Origin of the sequence: Nocardioides alpinus, from assembly GCF_900112035.1 — a bacterium.
GTDB classification, from domain to species: domain Bacteria; phylum Actinomycetota; class Actinomycetes; order Propionibacteriales; family Nocardioidaceae; genus Nocardioides; species Nocardioides alpinus.
The window spans coordinates 35,589-57,034 of the sequence record NZ_FOKC01000011.1; the positions used below are offsets into that span (position 1 = coordinate 35,589).

The following is a 21,446-nucleotide window of genomic DNA, read 5'->3' on the forward strand; positions in this document are numbered from 1 at the left end:
AACGAGGAGTCCTCATGGACACCGGGACCGCGTTGCTGGTCAGCGTTGCCGCGGGCGCACTGCTCGGCGCAGCGTCATCCTTGGTCACGCGTCGGGTGAGCTTCCTTGCGGGCATCTTGTTCGCGGCAGCTTTCGCGGCCGTTGGCCTCGTCGTGCTCGCGGCTCGCGGCGAGGAAGCCTTTGCTCCGGTCGTGGGGGCGATGCTTGCGTTCGGCGTCGTTGCGACACTGCTCGATCCGCGCGCCAGGCGCGGTACGAACTGGACCACCGGTGAGCAGGTGGTCGTCGGGACCACCTTCGTCGTGTTGGCGGCCTTCGTGCTCACGCAGCGAAACGAGGACGGCTCGCTGTCGTCGTTCCTGCTGTACCTCGCGTACATGCTGCCCATGTACGGCGTCGGGGTATGGGCCGCGCTGTCATTCCGGTCATCACGGCGGTGAGTCAGGTTCCGTTCCGCGCACTGACGCCATGTCCAGACCCCTGCGTGGCCCACGAGACGCGCTAGACGCGCGGTCAGATGCGCTTCTCGCAGCGCCGAACCTTCTCGCCCTGGCACACGTCGCGCCCTTCCCGACCTTCCACGTTGTCCCTGCCCGGGCCGCCGATGAGGCGGTCATCGCCGTACCTCCCGGTGATGGCGTCGTTGCCGGGGCCGCCGATGAGGCGGTCGTCGCCCATGCTCCCAGTGATGGTGTCGTTGCCAGGCCCGCCATCGATCGTGGCCTTGTAGTTGGAGCACCGGGGCCTGGTCCAAGAGTCTTCGCCATAGCCTTCGTACTTGACCTCAGCGGCCGATCCGTCCCGGCCCTTCATTCCCTTGATGGTCGTCCGGCACGCGATGACGATGATGCCGTTCGCGCGGTTGGTGCCGATGACGTCGGCGCGCCTCGCGGTCACGGTGAGGTCGTCGAAGCCGCGGACGCGGATCGATTCCTCCACGCCCGCCCTGGTGGCCGTCACCCGGGAACGGCTCAGGTCGGCGCGCACCCGGCCATAGCCAACGAGCTTGAGCAGCAGGTGGTTGCGCCCGCCGTCGCCCTTGATCCGCGTCGCCCTTCCGCCCAGGCTGTCCGACTCGTAGGAGTCCTTGCCGCCACGGAGCGCGATGTTGCGGTCATACGTCGTCGGCGCGTCGACCTTGAGGTGCTCGGTGCCAGCGGTACCGCGGAACGTGAAGAGCCCGTACTCGGTCGACGTGGTGAAAGCCAGCCTCTCGAAGTCGCCCGTCCAGATCAGCGCCGTGTCGGCGCCGGTCACGGTGCCTGTGGCGTCCATGGTGACGTCGCCGTTGGCGGATCGAACGCCCAGGATGCCGTCCGTACCCACGGACACCGCGCCCGGGGCGGTCTGGATGCCGCTCCAACTGACTTCACCGAAGGCGAGGTCGATGACGTCGGCGTTCGGCTGGGCTGCCATGCCGGAGGTGACGAGGCCGTAGCCGCTGGAGCGGATGACGTCGGCCTCGGTGTCGGCGCCGTCGGCCGTGCCCGCGAAGATCGTGTGCGATCCGCCGTTGGAGGCGGTGAACGTGTCGGCCCCCGCGCCGAGGATGGCGAAGACGGGGTTGTAGCCGACCCCGTCCTCGATGGTCGCGCACACGAGGTCACCGCCGCCGAGCGCGTCGACCCGCGTCGCGCCGTTCGTGACGATGACGTCCGCGCCCTCCGTGCCCACGATCTGGGCCCCGCGCGTGCCGACGATGGTCGCCGCCTGGCCCTCACATGTCTCGTCCGCTGCGGCAGCCGTGCCCATTGGCGCGAGCAGGGCAGCGCCCAGCAACGCGACGGCGGTCAGACTGATGGTCCTCATGATTCCCCTTGACCGTTGACGAACCCGTATGACTACGCATCGGCCCAAAAGGTTGTCACGACCCGCTGACGGAGACTGGGCCACCCCGGGGGGATGGGTCGCCCCGCCCGACGGACACAACGCCCGCCAGGCCCAGTGAAGACCCTGGAGGTCGAGCAGCGCGGCTGCCGTCGAGGAGGTGGCGCGCACGCTGCTCACAGTCGGCCATGCGACGGTGCGCCGACCTCACGGCCGGCTGACCACGAGCACCGGCGCGGGCTCCACCACCGGCTCACCCGGGACCTCGCTTCGAGCCCAGACCCGGTCCCCCAGCAGCACCAGCACCGCGGGCAGCATCACGAGACGGATCAGCGTCGCGTCGAGCAGGATCGCGACGGCAAGGCCCACGCCCATCATCTTCATCTCGAGCATCGAGAGCGTGGCGAAGATCGCGAACACCGACACCATGACCCCGGCCGCGCTGGTCACCACGCCCGCAGTGTCGATGACGCCCTGCTCGACCGCGAGCCGTGCAGGCAGTCCACGTCGTACGTGCTCGCGGATCCGGCTCAGGACGAAGACGTGGTAGTCCATCGACAGGCCCACCAGGATGACGAGCACGATCATCGGGATCCAGTCGATGAGGAACCCCGGGGACGTGAAGTCGAGCGCCCCCGCGAACCAGCCGTGCTGGAACACCAGCGTCATCATCCCGAAGGCCACGGCCACCGAGGCGAGGTTGAGCACCGACGACACGAGCGCGAGCAGGACGCTGCGGAACGCAACGACCATCATCACCATCGTCAGCAGCACCACGAAGCCGATCACGATCGGGAGGTACGTCGCCAGGTGCCGGGCGGAGTCGTACGACTCGGCCGCTCCCCCGCCGACCGCGCGGTCCACGTCCAGTCCGGCGAGCGCCGTGGGCACGAGGTCCTCACGCAGGAGCTCGACCGCATCGTCCACGCGCGGGTCGCTCTCCTCGTGCGGGATCGCCAGGTCGAGGACCATCGTCCGGCCGTCGTCCGAGACCCGGGCGGCCGACGCCCCGCCCGCCACGAAGTCGCCGGTCCGGGCGGCTGCCTCGTCGAGCGCCGAGAGGGCCGAGCGCACCTGCGCCGGGTCGGTGTCCGCGTCGCCGGCGCGCACCACGACCTCGACGGAGGCGCCCTCGAGAGGGAAGGCCTTCGCCATGTCGCTCGCGGTCGCCACCTCGGGGATGGAGGCGGGCAGCGTCTCGAGGTTGGCGGAGTGCACCTTCATCCCGAGCATCGGAACGGCCAGCGCCACCACGACGGCACCGCCCAGGACGAGCGCAACGGCCGGACGTCGCAGCACCGGCTCGAGCAGCCGCCGGCTGATCCCCCCGCGGCCGATGCGGCGGTTGAGCCGCCACAGACCGGGCACCCGGGGCCGGTCGACCCAGCGGCCGAGCTTGACCAGGAGTGCGGGCAGCACGGTGATCGAGCCGAGCACGGCGATCGCGACGACAAGGATCGCGCCCGTGGCCAGCGAGTTGAAGGTGACGCCACCCACGACGTAGAGGCCCGACATGGCGACCACCGCGGCGAGGCCGGACACCAGGATGGAGTGGCCTGACGTCTCGGCGGCGATCTCGACGGCGTCGAGGGTCGAGCGACCGCGGGCGCGTTCCTCGCGTTCACGCTTGAGGTAGAACAGCGAGTAGTCGACGCCGACCGCCATGCCGATGAGCACGATCATGCTGGTGACGGTGGGTTCGGCCGGGACCAGCCACGAGACCGGAGCGGTGATCCCGATTGTCACGGCGACGCTGCTGGCCGCCAGCAGGACGGGGATCCCGGCCGCGACGAGAGCACCGAAGGCGAACATCATCAGCACGAGCGTCACCGGCAGGCTGATCCCCTCGGCAGAGGCCAGGTCGGACTCGATCTGCTCGCCGACGCCTTCGTCGATCGTGAGGTCTCCGGCCTGGCGGACCCGCAGGTCGGCGTACTCCTCCTGCACGGCCTCGGTCACCGCCGTCAGCCCCTTGGTCTCCTCGTGGTCCGCGGCCAGGCGCACGGCCACGAGCAGCGCGGACCGGTCCGAGCTCCACACGGGCGCCATCGCCTCCTCGACACCGGGGACCTCCGCCATCTCGCGAACGATCTCGGCGGCCGCCGCCTCTGCCCGCGCGGGGTCGAGGCCCGAGGCGCCGGCAGTGACGAGGACGTTCTCGGTGAGCGGGTTAGACAGGCCGGCGTCGTCGATCCACTGGGCAGCGCGACCGGACTCGTGCTCGCGGTAGTCGGCGTCGTCGGCGGTGTTGGTCGGCACCGCCGACGCGAGCACCACGGCCACGACGACCAGGGCCAGCCAGCCGAGGATCGCGCGCCACGGGTGGGTGGCGCTCCAGCGGGCGGCCCGGAGCGGTGCTCCAGCAAGAGGGTTGCGGACGGACATGGCGGGCTCCTGGCGTCGAGGTGGACGAACGTCCTCAGCCTCGGCCTCGGACAGGGGCCCGGTCGCTGGCGCCAGGCCCCCTGTCGGGGTGGACCTAGGTCTACTGCCCCGAGCGGCTGGAACGGGGAGGATGGGGGGCATGCGCACGTCAGCTGGTCCGTGGACCGTCACCGGGTTCGCCGCCTGCCAGCTCCTCCTGGTCGTGCCCTCGATCGTCGCGGTCGTGCTGGTCGCCGTCGGAGGGCTGCTCGCCCTCGTCACCATCGGCGTCCCGATCCTGCTGCTGGGGTTGCCGGCGCTGCGCTGGATCGCCGATCGGCACCGGTCGATGGCCGCGCGCACCCTCGGTCACGACGTCCCTGCCGACTACCTCCCCACCGAGGGCCTGAGCACCCTGGCCAGGGTGCGCACCTGGGCCGTCGACCCGATGACGTGGCGCGACCTGCTCTGGGTCCTGGTGTCCCTCACGGTCGGCTTCGCACTGGCCCTCGTCACCGTCCTGCTGCTGGTGCTAGTGGTCACCGGTGCCTTCTGGTGGTACGGCGCTCCGCACGTCATGCGGCTGCGTGCATCGATCGACCGGATGTTCCTCACCCGCGGCCACACCGAGCAGCTCGAGCAGCGCGTGGTCGACCTGACGGTGTCGCGGGCCGACACCGTCGACCACAACGCGACCGAGCTGCGACGGATCGAGCGCGACCTCCACGACGGTGTGCAGGCGCGCATGGTGGCCGTCGGGATGACGCTCGGACTCGCCGACGACCTGTTCGAGCGCGACCCCGAGGCAGCGCTCCGACTGCTGACGGAGGCCCGGGACACCACGGGTGCGGCGCTCGCCGACCTCCGTGCCGTCGTGCGCGGGATCCACCCGCCCGTGCTCGCCGACCGTGGCCTGACCGGGGCCGTGGAGGCGCTGGCCCTCGACATGGCGCTGCCTGTCACCGTCCTGTCCGACCTGGCCGGCCGCCCGCCCGAGCCGGTCGAGTCCGCGGCCTACTTCGCCGTCGCGGAATGCTTGGCCAACGTCGGCAAGCACTCCGGCGCGACCCGGGCCTGGGTCGACCTGCACCACGACGCCGGCGTGCTCCGCGCCTCCGTCGGCGACGACGGACGAGGCGGAGCCGATCCGCGACACGGCAGCGGCCTGATCGGCATCATGCGGCGTCTCTCCGCGTTTGACGGCACGATGGTGGTCTCTAGCCCCGACCGGGGGCCCACGCTGATCACGCTGGAGATTCCGTGCGCCTTGTCATCGCCGAGGACAACGCTCTCCTCCGCGACGGGCTGATCCGGCTGCTGGAGGCCAACGGGTGCACCGTCGTCGCTGCCGTCGACAACGCACCGCAGCTCGAGGTCGCGCTGCGCGACGTCGACGCCGACGGCGCCGTGCTCGACGTGCGGATGCCGCCGACGTACACCGACGAGGGGCTGCGAGCGGCCATCGCCGTACGCACCGCCCGCCCCGGCTACCCGGTGATGGTGCTGTCCCAGTACGTCGAGCAGCTCTACGCGCGCGAGCTCCTCGCCAGCGGCGAGGGCGGCGTCGGCTACCTGCTGAAGGACCGGGTCGCCAACGTCGGCGAGTTCGTCGACGGCGTGCGGCGGGTCGTCTCCGGGGGAACCGTGCTCGACCCGGAAGTGATCGCGGCGATCATGAGCCACCGACGCGACGAGCCGCTCGACCGGCTCTCCAAGCGCGAGCGCGACGTGCTGTCCCTGATGGCGGAGGGGCGCTCCAACGCAGCCATCGCCGGCGCGCTCTTCGTCTCGGAGAAGGCCGTCGCCAAGCACACCAACAGCATCTTCACCAAGCTCGACCTGCCGCTGGCTCCGGACGACAACCGCCGGGTGCTGGCCGTGCTCGCCTGGCTGCGCTGAGGCGTCAGCCGGTGACGCCGAACCGCTCCACGCGGATCGCCTCGGGGTCGAGGCCCGACTCGACGAGCAGGTCCTCCGCGAAGCCGGCGAAGCGGGCCGAGCCGCAGACGTAGGCCAGCTCAACCCCCTCCAGGAGTGGGGCGAGCTCGGCCGCGGTCAGGGCTCCCGGCGGTCGGGCGGTAGAGGACTCCCGGGTGTGGACGATCGACGCGCCCGCCTGTGCGAGCTCCTCGGCGTAGGGGAGGTCGTCGGGGGTGCGCGCAACGGCCACGACGCGGAGCAGGTCGGCACGACCATGGTGCCGCGCGGCACGGGTCATCGAGACGGCCGGGACGACGCCGGTGCCGCCGACCAGGCACAGCGCCGGCGTGTAGGTGTCCCAGCGGAACCACCGCCCGATGGGGCCGCGCAGCTCGAGGACGTCGCCCACCTCTGCCACGTCGGCGAGGAACTCCGAGACCTCACCACCGGGCAGCCGCTCGACGAGGAACTCCACGAGCGGGTCGCTGTCGTCGGAGGCGACCGAGTACGACCGTTGGGCGGTGTAGTCGTCGGGTGCGCGCAGCCGGATCAGGTAGTGCTGACCGGGCCAGTGGCGCTGCCGGTCCTCGACGTGCATCCGGAGCCGGACGAGGTGGGGCGCGGGGAAGTCCTTGGTGATGATGCGTCCGGTCGTCCAGGTCGTCGCACCGACGCCGGAGGCGGTCGACGCGAAGGAGTCGTCCGTGCTCACCGCCGGCTCACGCATCGCCCTGGTAGCGCTGCTCGAGCCACGGGTCGCCGCGGTCGTGGTAGCCGTTGCTCTCCCAGAACCCCGGCCGGTCCTGGGCGATCAGCTCGAGCCGGCTGATCCACTTGGCGGACTTCCAGAAGTAGAGGTGCGGGACGAGCAGTCGCACCGGTCCCCCGTGCTCCGCGGTCAGCGGCTTGCCGTCGAACTCCCACACGACCCACGCCTTGCCGTCGGTGACGTCCGCCAGCGGCAGGTTGGTCGTATAGCCGGTCGACGAGTGCGCCATCACGAACGCCGCCTCCGCCTGCGGCCCGGCGGCCGCGAGCAGGGTGTCGAGCGAGACGCCGGTGAACACGGTGTCGAGCTTGGTCCAGGTCGTCACGCAGTGGATGTCCCCGCTGTACGACGACGTCGGCAGCTGCTGCACCTCGTCCCACGTCCAGGTCGTCGGCCGGTCCACGAGGCCGTCGACCCCGATGCTCCACGCCTCGCGCTCGATCCGCGGCGTGGCCTCGGCGGTCAGCACCGGCCAGCCCGCACCGGTGTCGTACTGCCCGGGAGGCAGGCGGCCTGCGGAGTCGGGTCGGCGTCGGCTGAAGCCTCGGGTGACGGGCATCGGTCGCTCCTCGGGTGGCGGTGTCAGCGCGGTCGTGCTGAACGCCAGCCTACTCAGGCGACGGACGACGGCGAGGCGCGCCGTCGGCAGCCTCGCGAGGTGCGGGTGGCTGCCGGAGCATCCTGCGCAGGACGACGAGGCCCACGATCGTCACGGCAGCTCCCATCGTCGTCGGGAGGGCCCCGGGTCCGAGAGGCGACGTGGTGACGATGTCGAACCAGGCGTGGAAGACGGCGACGATCAGCACGCTGCCGCGCCCCAGGTGCAGCAGCCAGGCGAAGATCAACGAGGCGACCCAGATGCTGAGGGCGAATCCCACGAGCCCGATGAGAGGCATCGCGCGGTAGCTCGGGGTGATCCCGAACAGGGGCAGGTGCCACAGGGCCCACGGAAGGCTCACCAGTCCCGCCGCGCTCACGACGGATCGCGTCTCCTCGAGGCTCGGCTGCAGGAAGCCGCGCCACCCCAGCTCCTCCCCCATTCCGTAGAAGACGAGGTTGGCGCACCACCAGACGGCGACCGGGAGGGAACTGAACTCGGCGGACGAACCGAAGGCTGACCAGTCCAGCGACGCTAACCCTTCTCCGGACGCCCAGGCCGACAACGGGGCAGCGACGACGAGCAGGGTCGGCGGCACGAGCAGCGCGAAGGTCCACGCCCGTCGTCGCCCTCGCCAGGCCACGAGCCGGCGGCCCAGCTCGCGGAGCCCCACAGATCCGTGCAGGCAGTGGGTGACGACGACTGCTGCGACTGCGGGTCCGAGCCCGCCGACGAGGTGGAATCCCGCCCAGGGCCGCATCGGCAGCCACCCCTGCACCGCCGCCAGCTGGGGAAGCCAGGCACCCCAGCTGAAGGCGAACGTGAGGAGGACGAACGCAGGCGCAGGTCGGTGGCGTACGGCCTGGCAGAGCCGACCGGCAGCGCTGGGGCCGCCGTCGACGACGAGCCCACGCGCGATGCTGTCCATGTCGTCGACCGTGCCCGCCTCGTCGATCTCCCGTGAAGAGGCGAAGGTCCCGGCTCCTCTCGCCGATCCCTGCAGGTGCCTCTATACATGAAGATGTTTTCATGTGGCGTAGTCTTCAGTCATGAGTGTCCCCCTCTACCAGGCCAAGGCCGAGTTCTTCAAGACGCTCGGGCACCCGGCACGGATCCGGATCCTGGAGCTGCTCTCCGAGCGCGACCACGCGGTCCACGAGCTGCTGGAGCTCATCGCGATCGAGCCGAGCAACCTCTCGCAACAGCTGGCCGTGCTCCGACGCACGTCGCTGGTGGTCTCGCACCGACAAGCGGGCGAAGTGGTCTACTCGGTGAGCGTCCCAGAGGTGCGTGATCTGCTGCTGGCGGCCCGCAGCATCCTGTCGGGCATCATCGCCGCGCAGGCCGAGCTCGACTCCGAGCTGACATCGACCGGCAGGGCGTGAGCACCGCCACGGACGTCGCTCGCACGGCGACGGCGCGGATCACCCTCCTGCTGCCGCGACGCTCTGACTGGACGCACCTGCGTCCGGGTCGCGACCTGACGGCGGGCGTGATGGTCGGCCTGGTCGCCCTGCCGTTGGCGCTCGGCTTCGGGGAGAGCTCGGGCATGGGGGCATCCGCGGGCCTGGTCACCGCGATCGTTGCGGGCGCCGTCGCCGCGATCTTCGGCGGCAGCCGGGTGCAGGTCAGCGGCCCGACCGGGGCGATGACCGTCGTCCTGCTGCCCATCGTCGCGGTCCACGGACCTGACGGGGTGCTCGTGGTCGGCCTGATGGCGGGTGTGGTCCTGGTCGGACTCGGGTACGCCGGCGCGGGCCGGTTCATCCGCTACGTGCCGGTCCCGGTCGTCGAGGGGTTCACCATCGGCATCGCGGTCATCATCGCGCTCCAGCAGGTGCCGGCTGCCCTCGGCGTCGACGTGCACGCGGAGAAGGTCCTCGTGCTGGGATCGCGGGCGATCGAGACCTGGGTGGCACATCCTGCGGGGATCTCGCCGGCGGTCGCAGCGGGCGTCACCGTGCTGGTCCTGGCCCTCGCGCGGGTCGTGCCCCTGCTGCCCGGGTCGCTGGTCGCGGTCGTCGCGGCGACGCTCGCGAACTCCGCGCTCGGCTGGGGAGCCACGACCATCGGTCACATCCCGAGCAGCCTGCCGGTGCCCTCGGTGCCCTCGGTCCCCTGGGGTGATCTGGACGCCCTGGTCCTGCCGGCCGTCGCCGTGGCCGCCCTGGCCGCGTTGGAGAGCCTGCTCTCCGCGACGGTCGCCGACGCGATGAGCGTCGGGCAGCGCCACGACTCCGACCGTGAGCTCGCGGGCCAAGGTCTGGCCAACCTGGTGACGCCCCTGTTCGGCGGCATCCCGGCGACCGCCGCCATCGCGCGTACGGCGGTCAACGTCCGTTCCGGCGCGACGTCGCGTCTCGCCGCCCTCTCGCACGCCATCGTCCTGCTGCTCATCGTGCTGGTCGCGGCCCGCTGGGTCGGCGAGATCCCTCGGGCGGCACTGGCCGGCGTCCTGATCGCCACGGCCGTCCAGATGGTGCGGGTCTCCAGCCTGACCGCGCTGCTCCGCTCGACCCGGGGCGACGCCGCCGTGCTGACGGTCACGGCCGTCGCGACGATCACCTTCGACCTCGTCACCGCCGTCCTCGTCGGACTGGTGCTGGCCGGCTTCTTCGCCCTCCGGGAGACCGCCCGGTCCGCGCGGCTCGAGGAGGTCCCGCTCGACGACAGCGACCACGCGGACGAGGAGCAGTCGCTCCTGGACGAGCACATCGTCGCCTACCGCCTCGACGGCCCGCTGTTCTTCGCCGCGGCCCACGACTTCCTGCTGGAGCTGGTCGACCTGGCCCACGTGCGCGTGGTCGTCCTGCGCATGTCCCACGTGAGCGCCATCGACGCGACCGGCGCCCACCTGCTGGCAGACATCGTCCGCCGCCTCGAGGGTCGACACGTCACGGTGCTGCTCTCCGGCGTCCAGCCGCACCACGAGCGGGTGCTCCGCGAGCTCGGGGTCCACGACCAGCTTGCTCATGAGCGCCACCTCTTCGCAACGACCCCGGACGCCATCTCCCATGCACGGATCCACGCCGCCCGGGTCGCGCACTCCCCCGCCGAAGGGGCTCCCTGAGCTCAGAAGCCGCTGCACGCCCCCGCATCGTCGAAGTGGCCGGGGGTCGAGGGGTACGCACTGCCGGTGCCGTGGCCCTTGCCGTCAGCGTTGTTGACCAGCGCGAGCTCGTCGTACGCGGAGGTGCCCGCGGTGGCCACGTCGGGAGCCGAGCCGCCGGCGGCCGGTCGACCGGCGCCGACACCGGTGGCCCACTCCCGGACGAACCGCTCCATGGCGGGGTTGGGGATCCGGACGTCGTTGAAGCCGCCGTAGGCCGCGTTGCAGTGGCTGTAGAGGTTGTAGACGCCCGACCAGTCGATCAGGCGGTCACCCTCGTTCGGACCGTTCTGCGACAGGTCGCCCTGCATCACGTCGCGGTCCCAGCCGCCGTACATCCAGTCGACGCCCTGGTGGTGCTGGTTGTTGTCGGTGGACGACGGGGTCGAGGCACTGTCGTCGGCGCGGTCGGTGATCTCGAACCACGAGCACGGATCCGTGGTCCCGTCCTTCTTCGTGGTCGTCGGGACCTCGAGGATGCTGCACGTACGACCGGTCCAGCCGGTGCCGTTGAAGGCCCCGTAGACGCCGCGCGGGCGCCAGTCGATGACGTCCTCGTCCTTGCCGCCGAACAGGTGGTCGATGAACTCGCCGTTCACGCCCGGGTTGATCAGGCACGCCGTGTTCGTCGGCGCACAGGCGGCGCCGAGCCCGCCCCAGAGGGCGTCCTTGCCGCGACCGCCGAAGACGGCGTCGCCGCCGGAGTCGCCGTTGGCGAGGTCGTCACCCGCACCCGCGTGGATGGAGTCGCGGCCGGTGCCGCCACGGATCCGGTCGACGCCGCCGTAGGTGATCCCGTCGAGCGCCATCGGCGCACTGGTCGCGGTCCCGACGAGGTCGGTGCCGTTGACGTCGTGCAGCAGGTCGGTCTCCCGGCTCACCGAGCCGGCCAGGCGCGACCGGTACGTGATGGCCGGCGGCTGGGTCAGGCTGGACGAGACCGAGCGTGAGCCGTCCTCGTACCTGTTCCGCACGCCGCCGCGGTCACCGAGGATCGCGTCCTCGCCGTCCTCGCCGAAGAGGACGTCCGCGCCGAGCTCGCCGTAGATGTCGTCGTCGTCGGTGCCACCCCGGATGGTGTCGTCGCCGTCCTGGCCGTAGAGCACGTCCTGACCGGCGTCGCCGAGGAGGGTGTCCTTGCCCCAGCTGCCCGACGTCTCGCAGGTCGAGGTGGCTGACGGGCTCACCGCGGGGCAGAACCGCGTGGAGGCGGCGCCGCCACCGGCCACCCGGACCTTGGCGTGGCCGACCCGCGCCGAGCCGTAGCGCTCCGCGTAGACGCGGTCGGTCGTGCCGCCGTCGACCACGCGGGCGACGGACCCGTTGTCACCGACGACGAAGTCGTCGTCGCCGTCGCCGTGGATGAGGTCGTCCCCGTCGCGGTATCCCTGGCGGCTGGAGCCGCCCGCGATGTCGTCCTGGCCAGCAGTGACCGCGGCGCCGTCAGCGTCCGGGGTCGACCAGGCCGAGCCGGGAGGCGCGGCGACGATCTCGGACGTGGAGAGTGCGAGGTCACCGTGGATGACGTCGGCCCCTCCCTCGCCCTCGACGTAGTCGTCGTCCCCGCCGCCGCTGATCCGGTCGTTGCCGTCCTGGCCGAGGAGGACGTCCACGCCCTCCTGGCCGGACAGGGAGTCGGAGGAAGCGTGCGTGGTGGTCGCGGTGGCAGGTGCCACGCCGTTGAGGTCGTAGAGCACCACTGCACGCCCCGGGACCCTCGCGGACTGGGTCGCGTTGGCGCGGAGGGTGCGCCAGTCGATCCCGGACGTGACCCGGGTGAGCAGGCCGTTGTCACCGATCGCGAGGTCGGAGCCGGCGCCGCCGTAGACGTTGTCGGCACCGTCGGGCTGGCCGGTCGCGCCGGCAGCACCGGAGGTGATGGTGGCGAACGAGCCGCCGGCGACGTCGTCGTCGTCCGACCCGCCGAGCACGAGGTCGGAGCCCTGGCCGCCCTCGGCGTAGTCGGCACCGGTGCCACCGTCGGTCCGGTCGTCCCCGCCCTGGCCGATCAGCACGTCGTTGTCCGAGTCACCGGTGATCGTGTCCGGGCCCGACGCCGCGGTCGAGGAGGTCTCACCCAGGTCGTAGGGCGTGATCGCCCGCTGCACGACGAGGCGGTTGGCCGTCAACGGGCTCCCCACGGGTGCGGCGAGCAGCGTGGTGGACGCACCGGTCGGAGCCGGACGGGTCACGGACCCGTTGTCGCCCAGGACGACGTCCTCTCCTGCATCACCGGCGAGGGTGTCCCCCGCGTCGGGCTGGCCGGCCGGGTTCGTCGCCCCGGTCGCGGGCGTGAACGAGCCTCCGACGACGTCGTCGTCGCCGGCGTCACCGTGCACGAGGTCGGAGCCCGGACCGCCCTCGCCGTAGTCCGCCGCGTCGCCCAGCGAGAGGGTGTCCGCGCCGCGCTGGCCGAAGATGACGTCGGTGTCGGCGTCCCCCCGGATCTCGTCGTCACCGGCGAGTCCTGGAGCCGCGGCCGCGGACTCGTCGGCCAGGTCGACCGATCGGGTCGACGCCAGCCCTCGGCCCGCCATCAGCGGGTGCGGGGTGCCGGTCCTGGTCACGCGGGCGTTGTCGCCGGCGATCACGTCCTGCCCGGAGCCGCCGTAGAGGTGGTCCGTGGCGTCCGGTCGACCCGGCTCGGAGCCGGCGAAGAGGCCGGAGGCGAGCTCGGAGGAACCACCGACGATGTCGTCGTCGCCCGCCTCGCCCCAGATCCTGTCCGTGCCGGGGTCGCCCTCGACGTGGTCGTCACCGGTGCCGCCGTAGGCCACGTCGTCGCCGACGCCGCCGCGGACGGCGTCCGCGTCGTCCCCACCCACCAGGTGGTCGTCGCCACCGAGCGTGGCGTCGGTGGAGCCGAGGTCGGTCGGGTACGGCGCGCTGATGAGCACGTCGGTCTGGGCGTTGTCACCCACGAGCACGTCGGCCCCGCCGGCGCCGAGCAGCACGTCGGCCCCGTCGGTGGTGCCGGCCTGCGAGGTGCCACCGAGGAGGACGTCGTCCTCCGTGCCGCCGTCGAGCCAGTCGGCCCCCTTGTTGCCCTGGAGCCGGTCGGCGCCGTCTGCGCCGTAGAGCGCGTCGTCACCGTCGTTGCCGTAGACCTGGTCGGCCCCGGCCTCGCCGAATCCCTGGTCAGAGCCGCTGCCGCCGTGGACGAGGTCGTCGTCGTCGCCGCCGTGGAGGCGGTCGACGCCGGCGTTGCCGCAGACGCGGTCGGCCGCGCCCGAGGCGTACACCCAGTCGCCGGCGCCGCCGGCGTTGACGACGTCGACGCCGTTGCCACCGAGGATCAGGTCGCTCGCGTCGAGCGCGTTGGCGGTCTCCCCCGGCTGCTTGCTCACCGGGTCGGACTGGGTCGCGCAGGCATCGACGGTGGTGTCGCCGAAGATCCTCGAAGGGCCGTCAGCGCCGTAGATGCGGTCACTGCCCGTGCCGCCGACGAGCAGCTTCTCGCTGCTGCCGGCCCCCGGGAGCACGCCGACGTCGCGCGCGCTGCCCAGGACGTCGCTCGCCGAGCCGGGCTCACCCACGGTCGCCGGGGAGGCCACGACGTAGTCGTCGTCGGGACCGCCGTAGATCTCGTCGGTGCCCAGACCGCCGGTCAGGACGTCGGCTCCGGCGCCGCCGTAGACGACGGCCTTCTGGGTCGCGCTGGAGCCGGTGGTGACGAAGTCCAGCCCGTTGGAGCCGTAGACCGTGTCGGAGCCCACGCCCGTGTCGACGATGTTGACGTCGGTCGCCGCGTCGCCCGCGCCGGTGCCGCTCTCGCCGATCGTGTCGTAGCTGCCCGTGTAGACCGTGTCGTCGGCCGACCCGCTCTTCATGACGTCGCTGCCCGCGCCGCCGACGAGCACGGACGACCTGGCGCGGTAGAGCGCCTCGGTCCCGGCCGAGCCACCCGTGGTGCCGGCCTTGATGCCGGCGGAGTCCGCGAGGGGGCTGTCGTTCGCGGTGCCGATGGTGTCGGTGCCGCCGTTGCCGGAGAGTCGCACCCGGCCGAGGCCGGCGGCGATCTGGTCGGCGCCGGAGTCGAGCGGGTCGACGGCGAACAGAGCGGCGTCCGACGGAAGTGCCACCGTGGCGGCGTTGAGCGGGTCCGTCAGGGTCGTCGTTCCGGACGTGCCGTCCGCTGCCGGGGCCAGGCTCACCGAGAGCGACGCGACGGACGCGGCGTACAGCGAGCCGTCACCGGTCACGGTGTCGTCGCCGTTGCCGACGGTGATCGAGTCGGCGCCGGTGCCTCCGGCCACGTTGGCCGTCGCCCACTCGAGCGGGTCGACCGGCTCGGCGAGGTCGGTGCGGTCCAGCGTCGTCACCAGGTCGGACCCGGCCCCGGAGTCGACCCAGGAGTCGCCCTCGCCGGTGCGGATGACGTCGTCGCCGATGCCGGTGAAGACCACCGCGGTCTTGTCGAACGGTCCGGGCGGCTCCAGGGGCTCGACCGGCGCCGAGCCGCCCGTGAAGCTGATGGTCAGGTTGCCCTCGTAGCCGCGACCGTCGACCACGACGGTCTCGATCGCGTTGCCTCCGGGATCCGGGAAGGACTCGGTGAGGCCCAGCCCGCGGATCTCGACGGCCGCGGGGACCTCCGTGGTCCCATCCCTGTAGCCCGGGACCTGGCGGACGACCCAGGTCTCGTCCTTCTTGTTCGCAGCCCACGCACTGTCGCCGCGCGGGCCCGCGCCGCCGTGCGCGCCGGCGAAGACGTACAGCACGGTCCCGCTCCTGCCGCCGAGCCTCGGCGGCGGCGGGGTGCAGTCGGGCTTGAGGTTGAAGTCGAGCAGCTTGATGTTGACCAGGGTGAAGTCGAAGTCGACCGCGAACGGGCTGAAGCCGATCACCACGAAGATCTTGATGTAGAGGGAGAGCTCTCCCCCGACGTTGAACAGGCAAATCGGGTTGTTGGCGACCGCACCGGAGAACTCGAACAGGCGGAACTTGCCGTCGCTGTTGGGGTCGTTCCAGTAGAAGCCGACCGTGAGCTTGATGCCGCCCAGCACGCCGACCTCGAGGATGCCGATCGAGACCGAGGCTCCGGCCTCGAGGTACCCGGTGAACTGCACGACCGGGATGGGCCTGCCCGAGGCGTCGACGGTCTTGAAGTAGAGGCTGTCGAGCACCTGGGCGCCCTCGCCGGTCTCGATCGCCCGGCGGATGCCGTAGGTGTCGAAGCCCGCGGCGATGCGCAGCGTCACGGACGCGCCACCGCCGATGACCATCATGACCGGCGGCGGGGTGTAGATCGGACCGAACGACTTCTGGAACTGGAAGCCCAGGCTCAGCGCGCCGCTGTCGAACTCCACCAGCGCGATGTCGCCGCCGGAGATGAGGTCGAAGAGCTTGGTCGGGTCCTCGAGCACGGGGATCGAGATGACCTTCTTGAGGTCGGCGAGCTTCGAGGTCCCACCGGGGGTCGCCAGGTTGTTGGACTTGTCCTTGGCGGCGATGGCGTTGGAGGCCGCCGTCTTGTCGGCGTCCTTGGTCGCGATGAGGGACGACGCGTTGCCTGCCGTGGCGTTGGTCGTCGCCACCCTCGGGCCGGCCAGGGTGAAGCTGCCGATCACGACGCCGCACGTGGCGCCGGTGCAGTTCACCGCGGTCAGTGCCTTGATGATCTTGATGGCGTCGAGGAACGGCTTGATCTGGGCTCCACCCGGGAGCGTGTTGAACGTCTCGGCCAGCGAGGCGATGGTCACGGCCTTGCCGCCCGCCGCCTTGGACAGGTCGGAGATGACCGGCATCGGGGTGAAGATCGTGTCGATGACCGGCTGCAGCGGCTTCGTCGCGTCGACGAGCTGCTGCACGTACGGCTTCAGGGCCTGGCCGAAGAACTCACCGGTGTTGAGGGTCACCCGGTTGAACTGGATGACCAGGGTGGAGTTGTTGGTCGGCTTCACCGGGTTGGTCGGCGGCGGCGGGGAGGTCGCCGCGCTGCTGGCCCCCCACGACCAGGTGAGACGGAAGTCGGTGCCGATGCCGGGCAGGGCTGCGTCGGCGGAGGCCTGGAGGTGCCAGTTGATGTCGACCTTGGCGTTGACGCTCACCTCGATGACGTCCTTGACCTTGAGGCGGCCCATCTCGGCCAGCGTCAGGTCGGAGTCCAGGTCTGCCTTGTCGTCCAGCATGTCGATGCCGAAGTGCCCGACGAACTCGGGCGCGCTGCCCAGCTTGTCGACGTCCACGTCGATGATGGCCAGCTGCGCGGTGAGGTCGGGTCCGGTGCCGGTGGCCTGGTCGAGCCGGAGAGCGGCGCCCACCTCGAACTCGTACTTGTCGGAGGTGTCGATGTAGAAGCCCCGGCTCCGGCTCAGTCCGAGCTTCACGTCCAGCGCCCAGCCGACGCTGCCGCTGACCGAGCCGGACTCGCCGGTCTTCAGCGACAGCCCGGGGAGACCGAGGTCGACTCCGAGCTTGGCGGTGATGCACTCGCCCCGGCCGCCCACGTCGTCCAGGCAGCCGTTGAGGGGCGAGATCTTGCCCGTGCCCATCTTGAGCGCCACGGTGACGCCCTCGATCTGCAGCACCGACGTGTCGTTGGCGCACGTGGCGCCCGGCACGCGTGCGTACGCCTTGGTCTCGGCGACGTAGTCCGTCGTGGCCGCCACGGCGCCCTTGTCGGCGAAGGTGAGCACGGAGCCGCCGACGAGGTCGGCGACCACCCGGTACGCCGTCGGCGTCACCGTGCCGGTCTGGAGGGCGCGGAGGACCTTGTAGCCCGTGGCCCCGGGGACCTTCGTCCACGACACCGTGTTGAACTTCGCCGTCGCCACGGGGGTGGCCGTGAGGGTGGCCGCGTTGGTCACGACGGTCGCCTCGGACGGGATCGAGTCGTGCTTGACGCCCTTGGCGTCGGTGTAGGTCGAGACCACCTTGTAGACCCACTGGGTGGTGTCACCCGCGGCTGCGGGAGTGGGCGTCGTGACCACCCCGGGCGCCGCCGGGGGCTCGAGGGTCGCGGTGCAGGTGAAGTCGACCTGCACCCCCGTCGGTCCGTTGACAGGGATGTCGAGTGCCTGCGCGAGCTGGGTCTGGAGCAGGCCGCGGGCACCACTCACGGTGGTGGGGTCCTCGTTGTTGGCGATGAAGTCGTCGATCTCCACCCGGGTGGCGCCCATGAAGTCGGCGCCGGCCTGGAGGTCCTTGCCGATGACGGGCAGCTCGCCGTCGCTGGCTGCGGTCCGCAGCGCGACCTCGGAGTAGAACAGGTACTGCTTCAGGCCCTCGGCCAGCGTGTCGAACTTGAACGCGGTGCCGTCGAGGATCTTCTGCAGCCCCGTCGGCAGGGTGATGTCGGTGTTGGCCTCGCCGAAGACGGTCGCGAGGGAGTCCCCGGCGCCGAGGCTGGTGGTCACCGTGAGGTTCTCGTTGGTCGGAGACGGCTTGGTCCCGTTGACGTAGATCGGGAACTCGGCGCAGAGGACCTGGGCGGCCTCGTCGCAGTCAGCACCGCCGTTGGTCACCGCGACGTCGAAGTCGCTGGTGAAGTAGTCGGCGATCGACGGCGTGTCCTCACCGGTGCCGCCGGTGGCCTCGACGCCGAACCCGGCGTGGACGCTGCCCGGGTCCGATGCCTTGCCGAGGTCGATGCCGACGGGGCCGATGCTCGCTCCCATGTAGGCGTCCTCGGCAGCGAGCGCCACGTCGAAGGTGACCCCGGACGCGCTCTCGTCGACCAGCGTGTTGTCGAGGGGGTCCTCCATCGCGGCCGCGCTGAGCGGGAGCAGGAGACGGAGGTTCACGGTGCCGCTCGCCTCGATGCTGAGCTCGCCGCCGCCGCTGGCCGCGATCAGCTCCTGGCCCTCCTCGAGCTCGAGGCTCAACGAGCGCGAGACGCCGTACGCGCGCTCCCAGGTCAGGTCCAGCCGCAGCTGGGCGTCGCCGCCGTCGTCGACGAGCCCGAAGTCGATGGTGGAGTCGTTGCCGAGGGAGGCCTGCGCCATCGCCACGGTCTCCTGCAGCGTGGCGGGCGTCATGGTCTGCAGCACGTGGACCGCACCGAGCAGCTCGTTCTCCACGAGGTAGGGCGTGTCGGCGACCGGCGGGTCCTTGGGGAACTGCGGGGAGAGGACCAGCGTGGTCTCCGTGGCGTCGACGATCGTGGCGACGGTCGAGCCGACGACGATCCGGCGCCCGATGAAGGTCGCGCCGAACTCGGCGCCCGGGTCGGTCAGGGTGGTGGTGGCCGGGACGGCCGGGACTTCGGGGGTGGTCTCGGTGGCATCCACGGCCGGGACGCCTGCGTTCTGCGTGTACGCCGCGCCCACGGCGCCGCTGGCACCGGCGCCGAGCAGCTGCCCGACGGACGAGCCGACGAGCGGGATCGGGAGGTCGAGCCCGCCTCCGGTGAGCGACGTCAGGTCGGTGCCTGCGCCTTCGAGCGCGCCCTGGACGCCGCTGAACAGGGAGAGCGGGTTGTCGGGCTCGAAGTCCAGGGCCTGGAGCAGGGCCGCACGCGCCGGGTTGGCCGGGGTGACGGTGAGGTCTCCGGCGTCGATGCCGTCGGCGAGTCCGTCGACGGTGCCCGAGACGGTGAGCGCCGTCGACCCCTGGCCCGGGGCGAAGGCGTCGGGGGCGTCGTCGACGCTCACCGCGAGGTTCGCCTGGACGGAGCCGTTGAGCTTCTGGGTGAAGACGGTCTCGGCCCCCGGGTCGGCCACGGCCTGCAGCCGGACCTTCTCGACGAACGCGGGGATGGGGAGGTCAGCGCCGGGCTCCAGCGTGAGGACCTGGAGGTGCTGGTCGGCAGGGGTCGCCAGCACGACGTTGCCGCCGATGCTGAGGCCAAGGAAACCGCTGCTCGTGGCGATCTGCACGGGCGAGGTCACGTCCGCGTCGGCGACCAGGACGTCGCGCGCGTCCTTCGAGCCGCGCAGCAGGATCCGGTCGCTGGCGAGCGGAAGCGAGGTGATGATCCGGCCGAGCCCGCTGGCGTCGACCTGCTGGAAGGGGCACGGGGCGGTGCCCGTGCCGGGGTCGCAGTCCGGGACCTCGACGGTCCCGTCGAGGTAGGTGAGGGGGGCGCTCAGGTCCAGCGCCATCGGCAGCGTGACCTGGACGTCGGGCGTGATGGTCGCGGTCGAGAGGTCGGCGTTGGCGGTCGCGATGCCGGTCGTCGTGGCGAGCGCGTCCGCGAGCTGCGGGGCTCCGGTCTTGGGGTCGGCGGCCTCGATGGCGAACGTGGTCCCGTTGGCGGGGGTGCCTGCCGACCAGCCCTCCGCTGTCAGGGTCAGCGAGTTGCCGTCGACGATGGTGGCGACCGTGCCGTAGGACGTGCCGGCACTGACCTTGCGACCGACGAGGTCCGCTCCGCCGGTGTTCTGCGGCCCGTTGAAGTCGACGCCGGTGGCGTCGAGCCCGGTCGCCGTGAAGGTGCCCGCGCCCGTGGTGGCGGCGCCGAGAGGGTTGAGCTCGACCGTGCCGTCGACGGAGCGCGTCGTGCGCACGGTGAAGTTCACGATGTCGGGGCCGGGGACGAAGACGGCCGCGTCAGCCCCGTCGGTGAGGACGTCGATGCTCCACCCGGAGGCGTACGTCGCCGTGTCGAGGGCCACGAGCATGTCCTGCAGCGAGGCGAACGACGGCTGTCCGGGCGTCTGGTCGTCGGGGTCGGCGTCGGGCACCTGCTCGGCGAGGAAGGCCTTGATGCCGCCGACCGCGTCGATGGCGTTGCCGATGGAGCCACGCATCAGGGGCAGGTCACCGTCCCCGGCGTCCTGCATGCCGATGATCGCCGATGCCGCCTGGGAGAGCCCGGCCGCGAGGTCGCGCGGCGTCAGGGTCAGGAACGGCTCGGCTGCCTCGGGGACCTCCGCGGTCACGCTCGGTGCCTCGAAGGTCGCCGGCGACTGCGACGTCAGGGTCACGGTCGCGCTGACCTGCGGGAGTCCGGCGACCACGTCGGTCGCTCGCGGCTGGGCCACGAGCGCACCAGCGAGGGAGCCGGTGCGCGTCGCGGTCACGAGGCCGGAACCGGCGCCGTCGGCCGCCAGCTCGCCGTCGTCGACGGCCGGCGTGGTGGGGTTGTCGTACGCCAGGGAGCCGGCGGCGTCGTTGTCGGGGTTGGCCCAGCTCGTCGCGACGTTGCTGGAGAGGTTGTAGTCCTCGTCGCCTGCCGTGCCGACCACCTTCACCCCGAGGATGCCGAGTCCGGCGTCGAGCTGCTCTCCGTCGCGGAGGCCGGCCCGGGTGGCGATGGTCATCGAGGGGCTCCGCAGGCTCGCGAGGTCCGTGGTCGGGTCGTAGGCGAACGTGAACGAGCCGGACAGCGTCCCCTCGACCTGGATCCCGGTGCCGGTGGAGAGGCTGAGGGTGCCGTCCTGGTCGCGGATGTCGAGCCCGGCCTGCTGGGAGACCGTGCGGGTGAAGCCGACCGAGATCGTGAACGCATTGGGGTTGGCGGCGGTGAAGGTCCAGTCGTCACCGGTCGCGCCGTCGATGTAGGACGTCAGCGCGGCCAGGGTCTCCTGGGTCCCGGCCTCCGCCAGCGGGCCACCGGAGCCGAGGGCCTCGGCGAACGCGGTCTTCAGCTCCACGGACCCGGCGGGGGTGACCGCCAGCGTCGGCAGCTGCTCGGCGAGAGCAGTGCTCGAGGCGACCTGCGGCAGGAAGTCGGTGGCGAGCCGCTCGAACAGACCGGTCACGGCCGTCGTGGCCGCGTCCGGTGCAGCGGCCTGGGCGGGAGTCGCCGCGCCGACAGCGAGGCCGCCGACCACGACGAGGGCGAGGGAGGACGCGAAGGCAGACTTCAGTGGCGACGGCACAGTGGAGATCCCGGGGGGGGAGGCTCAGGCCAGCACAGGCCCTGAGGAAGGTCGGAGGTGGCGGTCGCGGTCCATCTCCTTCGTGACGTCGCG

At 71.6% G+C, this 21,446-nt stretch carries 11 protein-coding genes; 5 read left to right on the forward strand and 6 right to left on the reverse strand.

The features are described from left to right. Nucleotides 1-14: 14 nt before the first annotated feature. On the forward strand, nt 15-440 hold the full coding sequence (locus BM127_RS17985; RefSeq protein ID WP_091200822.1) for a hypothetical protein: 426 nt from the start codon (nt 15-17) through the stop codon (nt 438-440). Nucleotides 441-513: 73 nt separating this feature from the next. Here the strand turns inward: BM127_RS17985 and BM127_RS21965 are convergent, their stop codons facing one another. Then, entirely contained in the window at nt 514-1,779 is a 1,266-nt protein-coding gene (locus BM127_RS21965) for a hypothetical protein (RefSeq protein WP_139227789.1), read from the reverse strand. A 255-nt stretch (nt 1,780-2,034) separates the two neighbouring features. Continuing rightward, nucleotides 2,035-4,212 carry an MMPL family transporter gene (locus BM127_RS17995; RefSeq protein WP_091200824.1) on the reverse strand — a complete coding sequence of 726 codons (2,178 nt, stop codon included), beginning with the start codon at nt 4,210-4,212 and terminating at the stop codon, nt 2,035-2,037. 139 nt (nt 4,213-4,351) lie between these two features. On the opposite strand from BM127_RS17995, the gene BM127_RS18000 reads away from it, so the two are divergent. Both BM127_RS18000 and BM127_RS18005 read left to right on the forward strand, forming a co-directional pair. Beyond that, the gene (locus BM127_RS18000; RefSeq protein WP_198554355.1) at nt 4,352-5,500 is read left to right on the forward strand and encodes a sensor histidine kinase; all 1,149 of its coding nucleotides are present in this window, start codon (nt 4,352-4,354) and stop codon (nt 5,498-5,500) included. Further along, nucleotides 5,452-6,090: a response regulator transcription factor gene (locus BM127_RS18005; RefSeq protein WP_091200829.1), complete on the forward strand. Its 639-nt coding sequence runs from the start codon at nt 5,452-5,454 to the stop codon at nt 6,088-6,090. The genes BM127_RS18000 and BM127_RS18005 overlap by 49 nt, the downstream gene beginning before the upstream one ends. A gap of 4 nt (nt 6,091-6,094) precedes the next feature. Here the strand turns inward: BM127_RS18005 and BM127_RS18010 are convergent, their stop codons facing one another. Genes BM127_RS18010 through BM127_RS18020 form a run of 3 tightly spaced genes read right to left on the reverse strand, consistent with a single transcriptional unit; the run spans nt 6,095 to nt 8,406 of the window. Further along, nucleotides 6,095-6,823 (reverse strand): FAD-binding oxidoreductase, encoded by a 729-nt coding sequence (locus tag BM127_RS18010; RefSeq protein WP_231263242.1) that lies wholly within the window; start codon nt 6,821-6,823, stop codon nt 6,095-6,097. Between the two features lie 7 nt (nt 6,824-6,830). Further along, nucleotides 6,831-7,439, reverse strand: coding sequence for a sulfite oxidase-like oxidoreductase (locus BM127_RS18015; RefSeq protein ID WP_091200833.1), 609 nt, complete (start codon nt 7,437-7,439; stop codon nt 6,831-6,833). 49 nt (nt 7,440-7,488) lie between these two features. Beyond that, nucleotides 7,489-8,406, reverse strand: a complete 918-nt coding sequence (locus tag BM127_RS18020; protein WP_091200835.1) for a CPBP family intramembrane glutamic endopeptidase — start codon at nt 8,404-8,406, stop codon at nt 7,489-7,491. Nucleotides 8,407-8,527: 121 nt separating this feature from the next. Here BM127_RS18020 and BM127_RS18025 point away from each other — a divergent pair, with 121 nt between their 5' ends. Further along, on the forward strand, nt 8,528-8,863 hold the full coding sequence (locus BM127_RS18025; protein ID WP_091200837.1) for an ArsR/SmtB family transcription factor: 336 nt from the start codon (nt 8,528-8,530) through the stop codon (nt 8,861-8,863). Further along, nucleotides 8,860-10,548 (forward strand): SulP family inorganic anion transporter, encoded by a 1,689-nt coding sequence (locus BM127_RS18030; protein ID WP_231263241.1) that lies wholly within the window; start codon nt 8,860-8,862, stop codon nt 10,546-10,548. Before BM127_RS18025 ends, BM127_RS18030 begins: the two co-directional genes overlap by 4 nt. A gap of 2 nt (nt 10,549-10,550) precedes the next feature. On the opposite strand, the gene BM127_RS18035 is transcribed toward BM127_RS18030, so the two are convergent. Then, nucleotides 10,551-21,353 (reverse strand): calcium-binding protein, encoded by a 10,803-nt coding sequence (locus BM127_RS18035; protein WP_091200841.1) that lies wholly within the window; start codon nt 21,351-21,353, stop codon nt 10,551-10,553. Between the last annotated feature and the right edge of the window lie 93 nt (nt 21,354-21,446).

Excerpts from the sequence above, each read along its gene's own strand:
- BM127_RS17985 (WP_091200822.1), top strand. The coding sequence starts at position 15 with ATGGACACCGGGACCGCGTTGCTGGTCAGCGTTGCCGCGGGCGCACTG.
- BM127_RS17995 (WP_091200824.1), bottom strand. The coding sequence starts at position 4,212 with ATGTCCGTCCGCAACCCTCTTGCTGGAGCACCGCTCCGGGCCGCCCGC.
- BM127_RS18000 (WP_198554355.1), top strand. The coding sequence starts at position 4,352 with ATGCGCACGTCAGCTGGTCCGTGGACCGTCACCGGGTTCGCCGCCTGC.
- BM127_RS18015 (WP_091200833.1), bottom strand. The coding sequence starts at position 7,439 with ATGCCCGTCACCCGAGGCTTCAGCCGACGCCGACCCGACTCCGCAGGC.
- BM127_RS18020 (WP_091200835.1), bottom strand. The coding sequence starts at position 8,406 with ATGGACAGCATCGCGCGTGGGCTCGTCGTCGACGGCGGCCCCAGCGCT.
- BM127_RS18025 (WP_091200837.1), top strand. The coding sequence starts at position 8,528 with ATGAGTGTCCCCCTCTACCAGGCCAAGGCCGAGTTCTTCAAGACGCTC.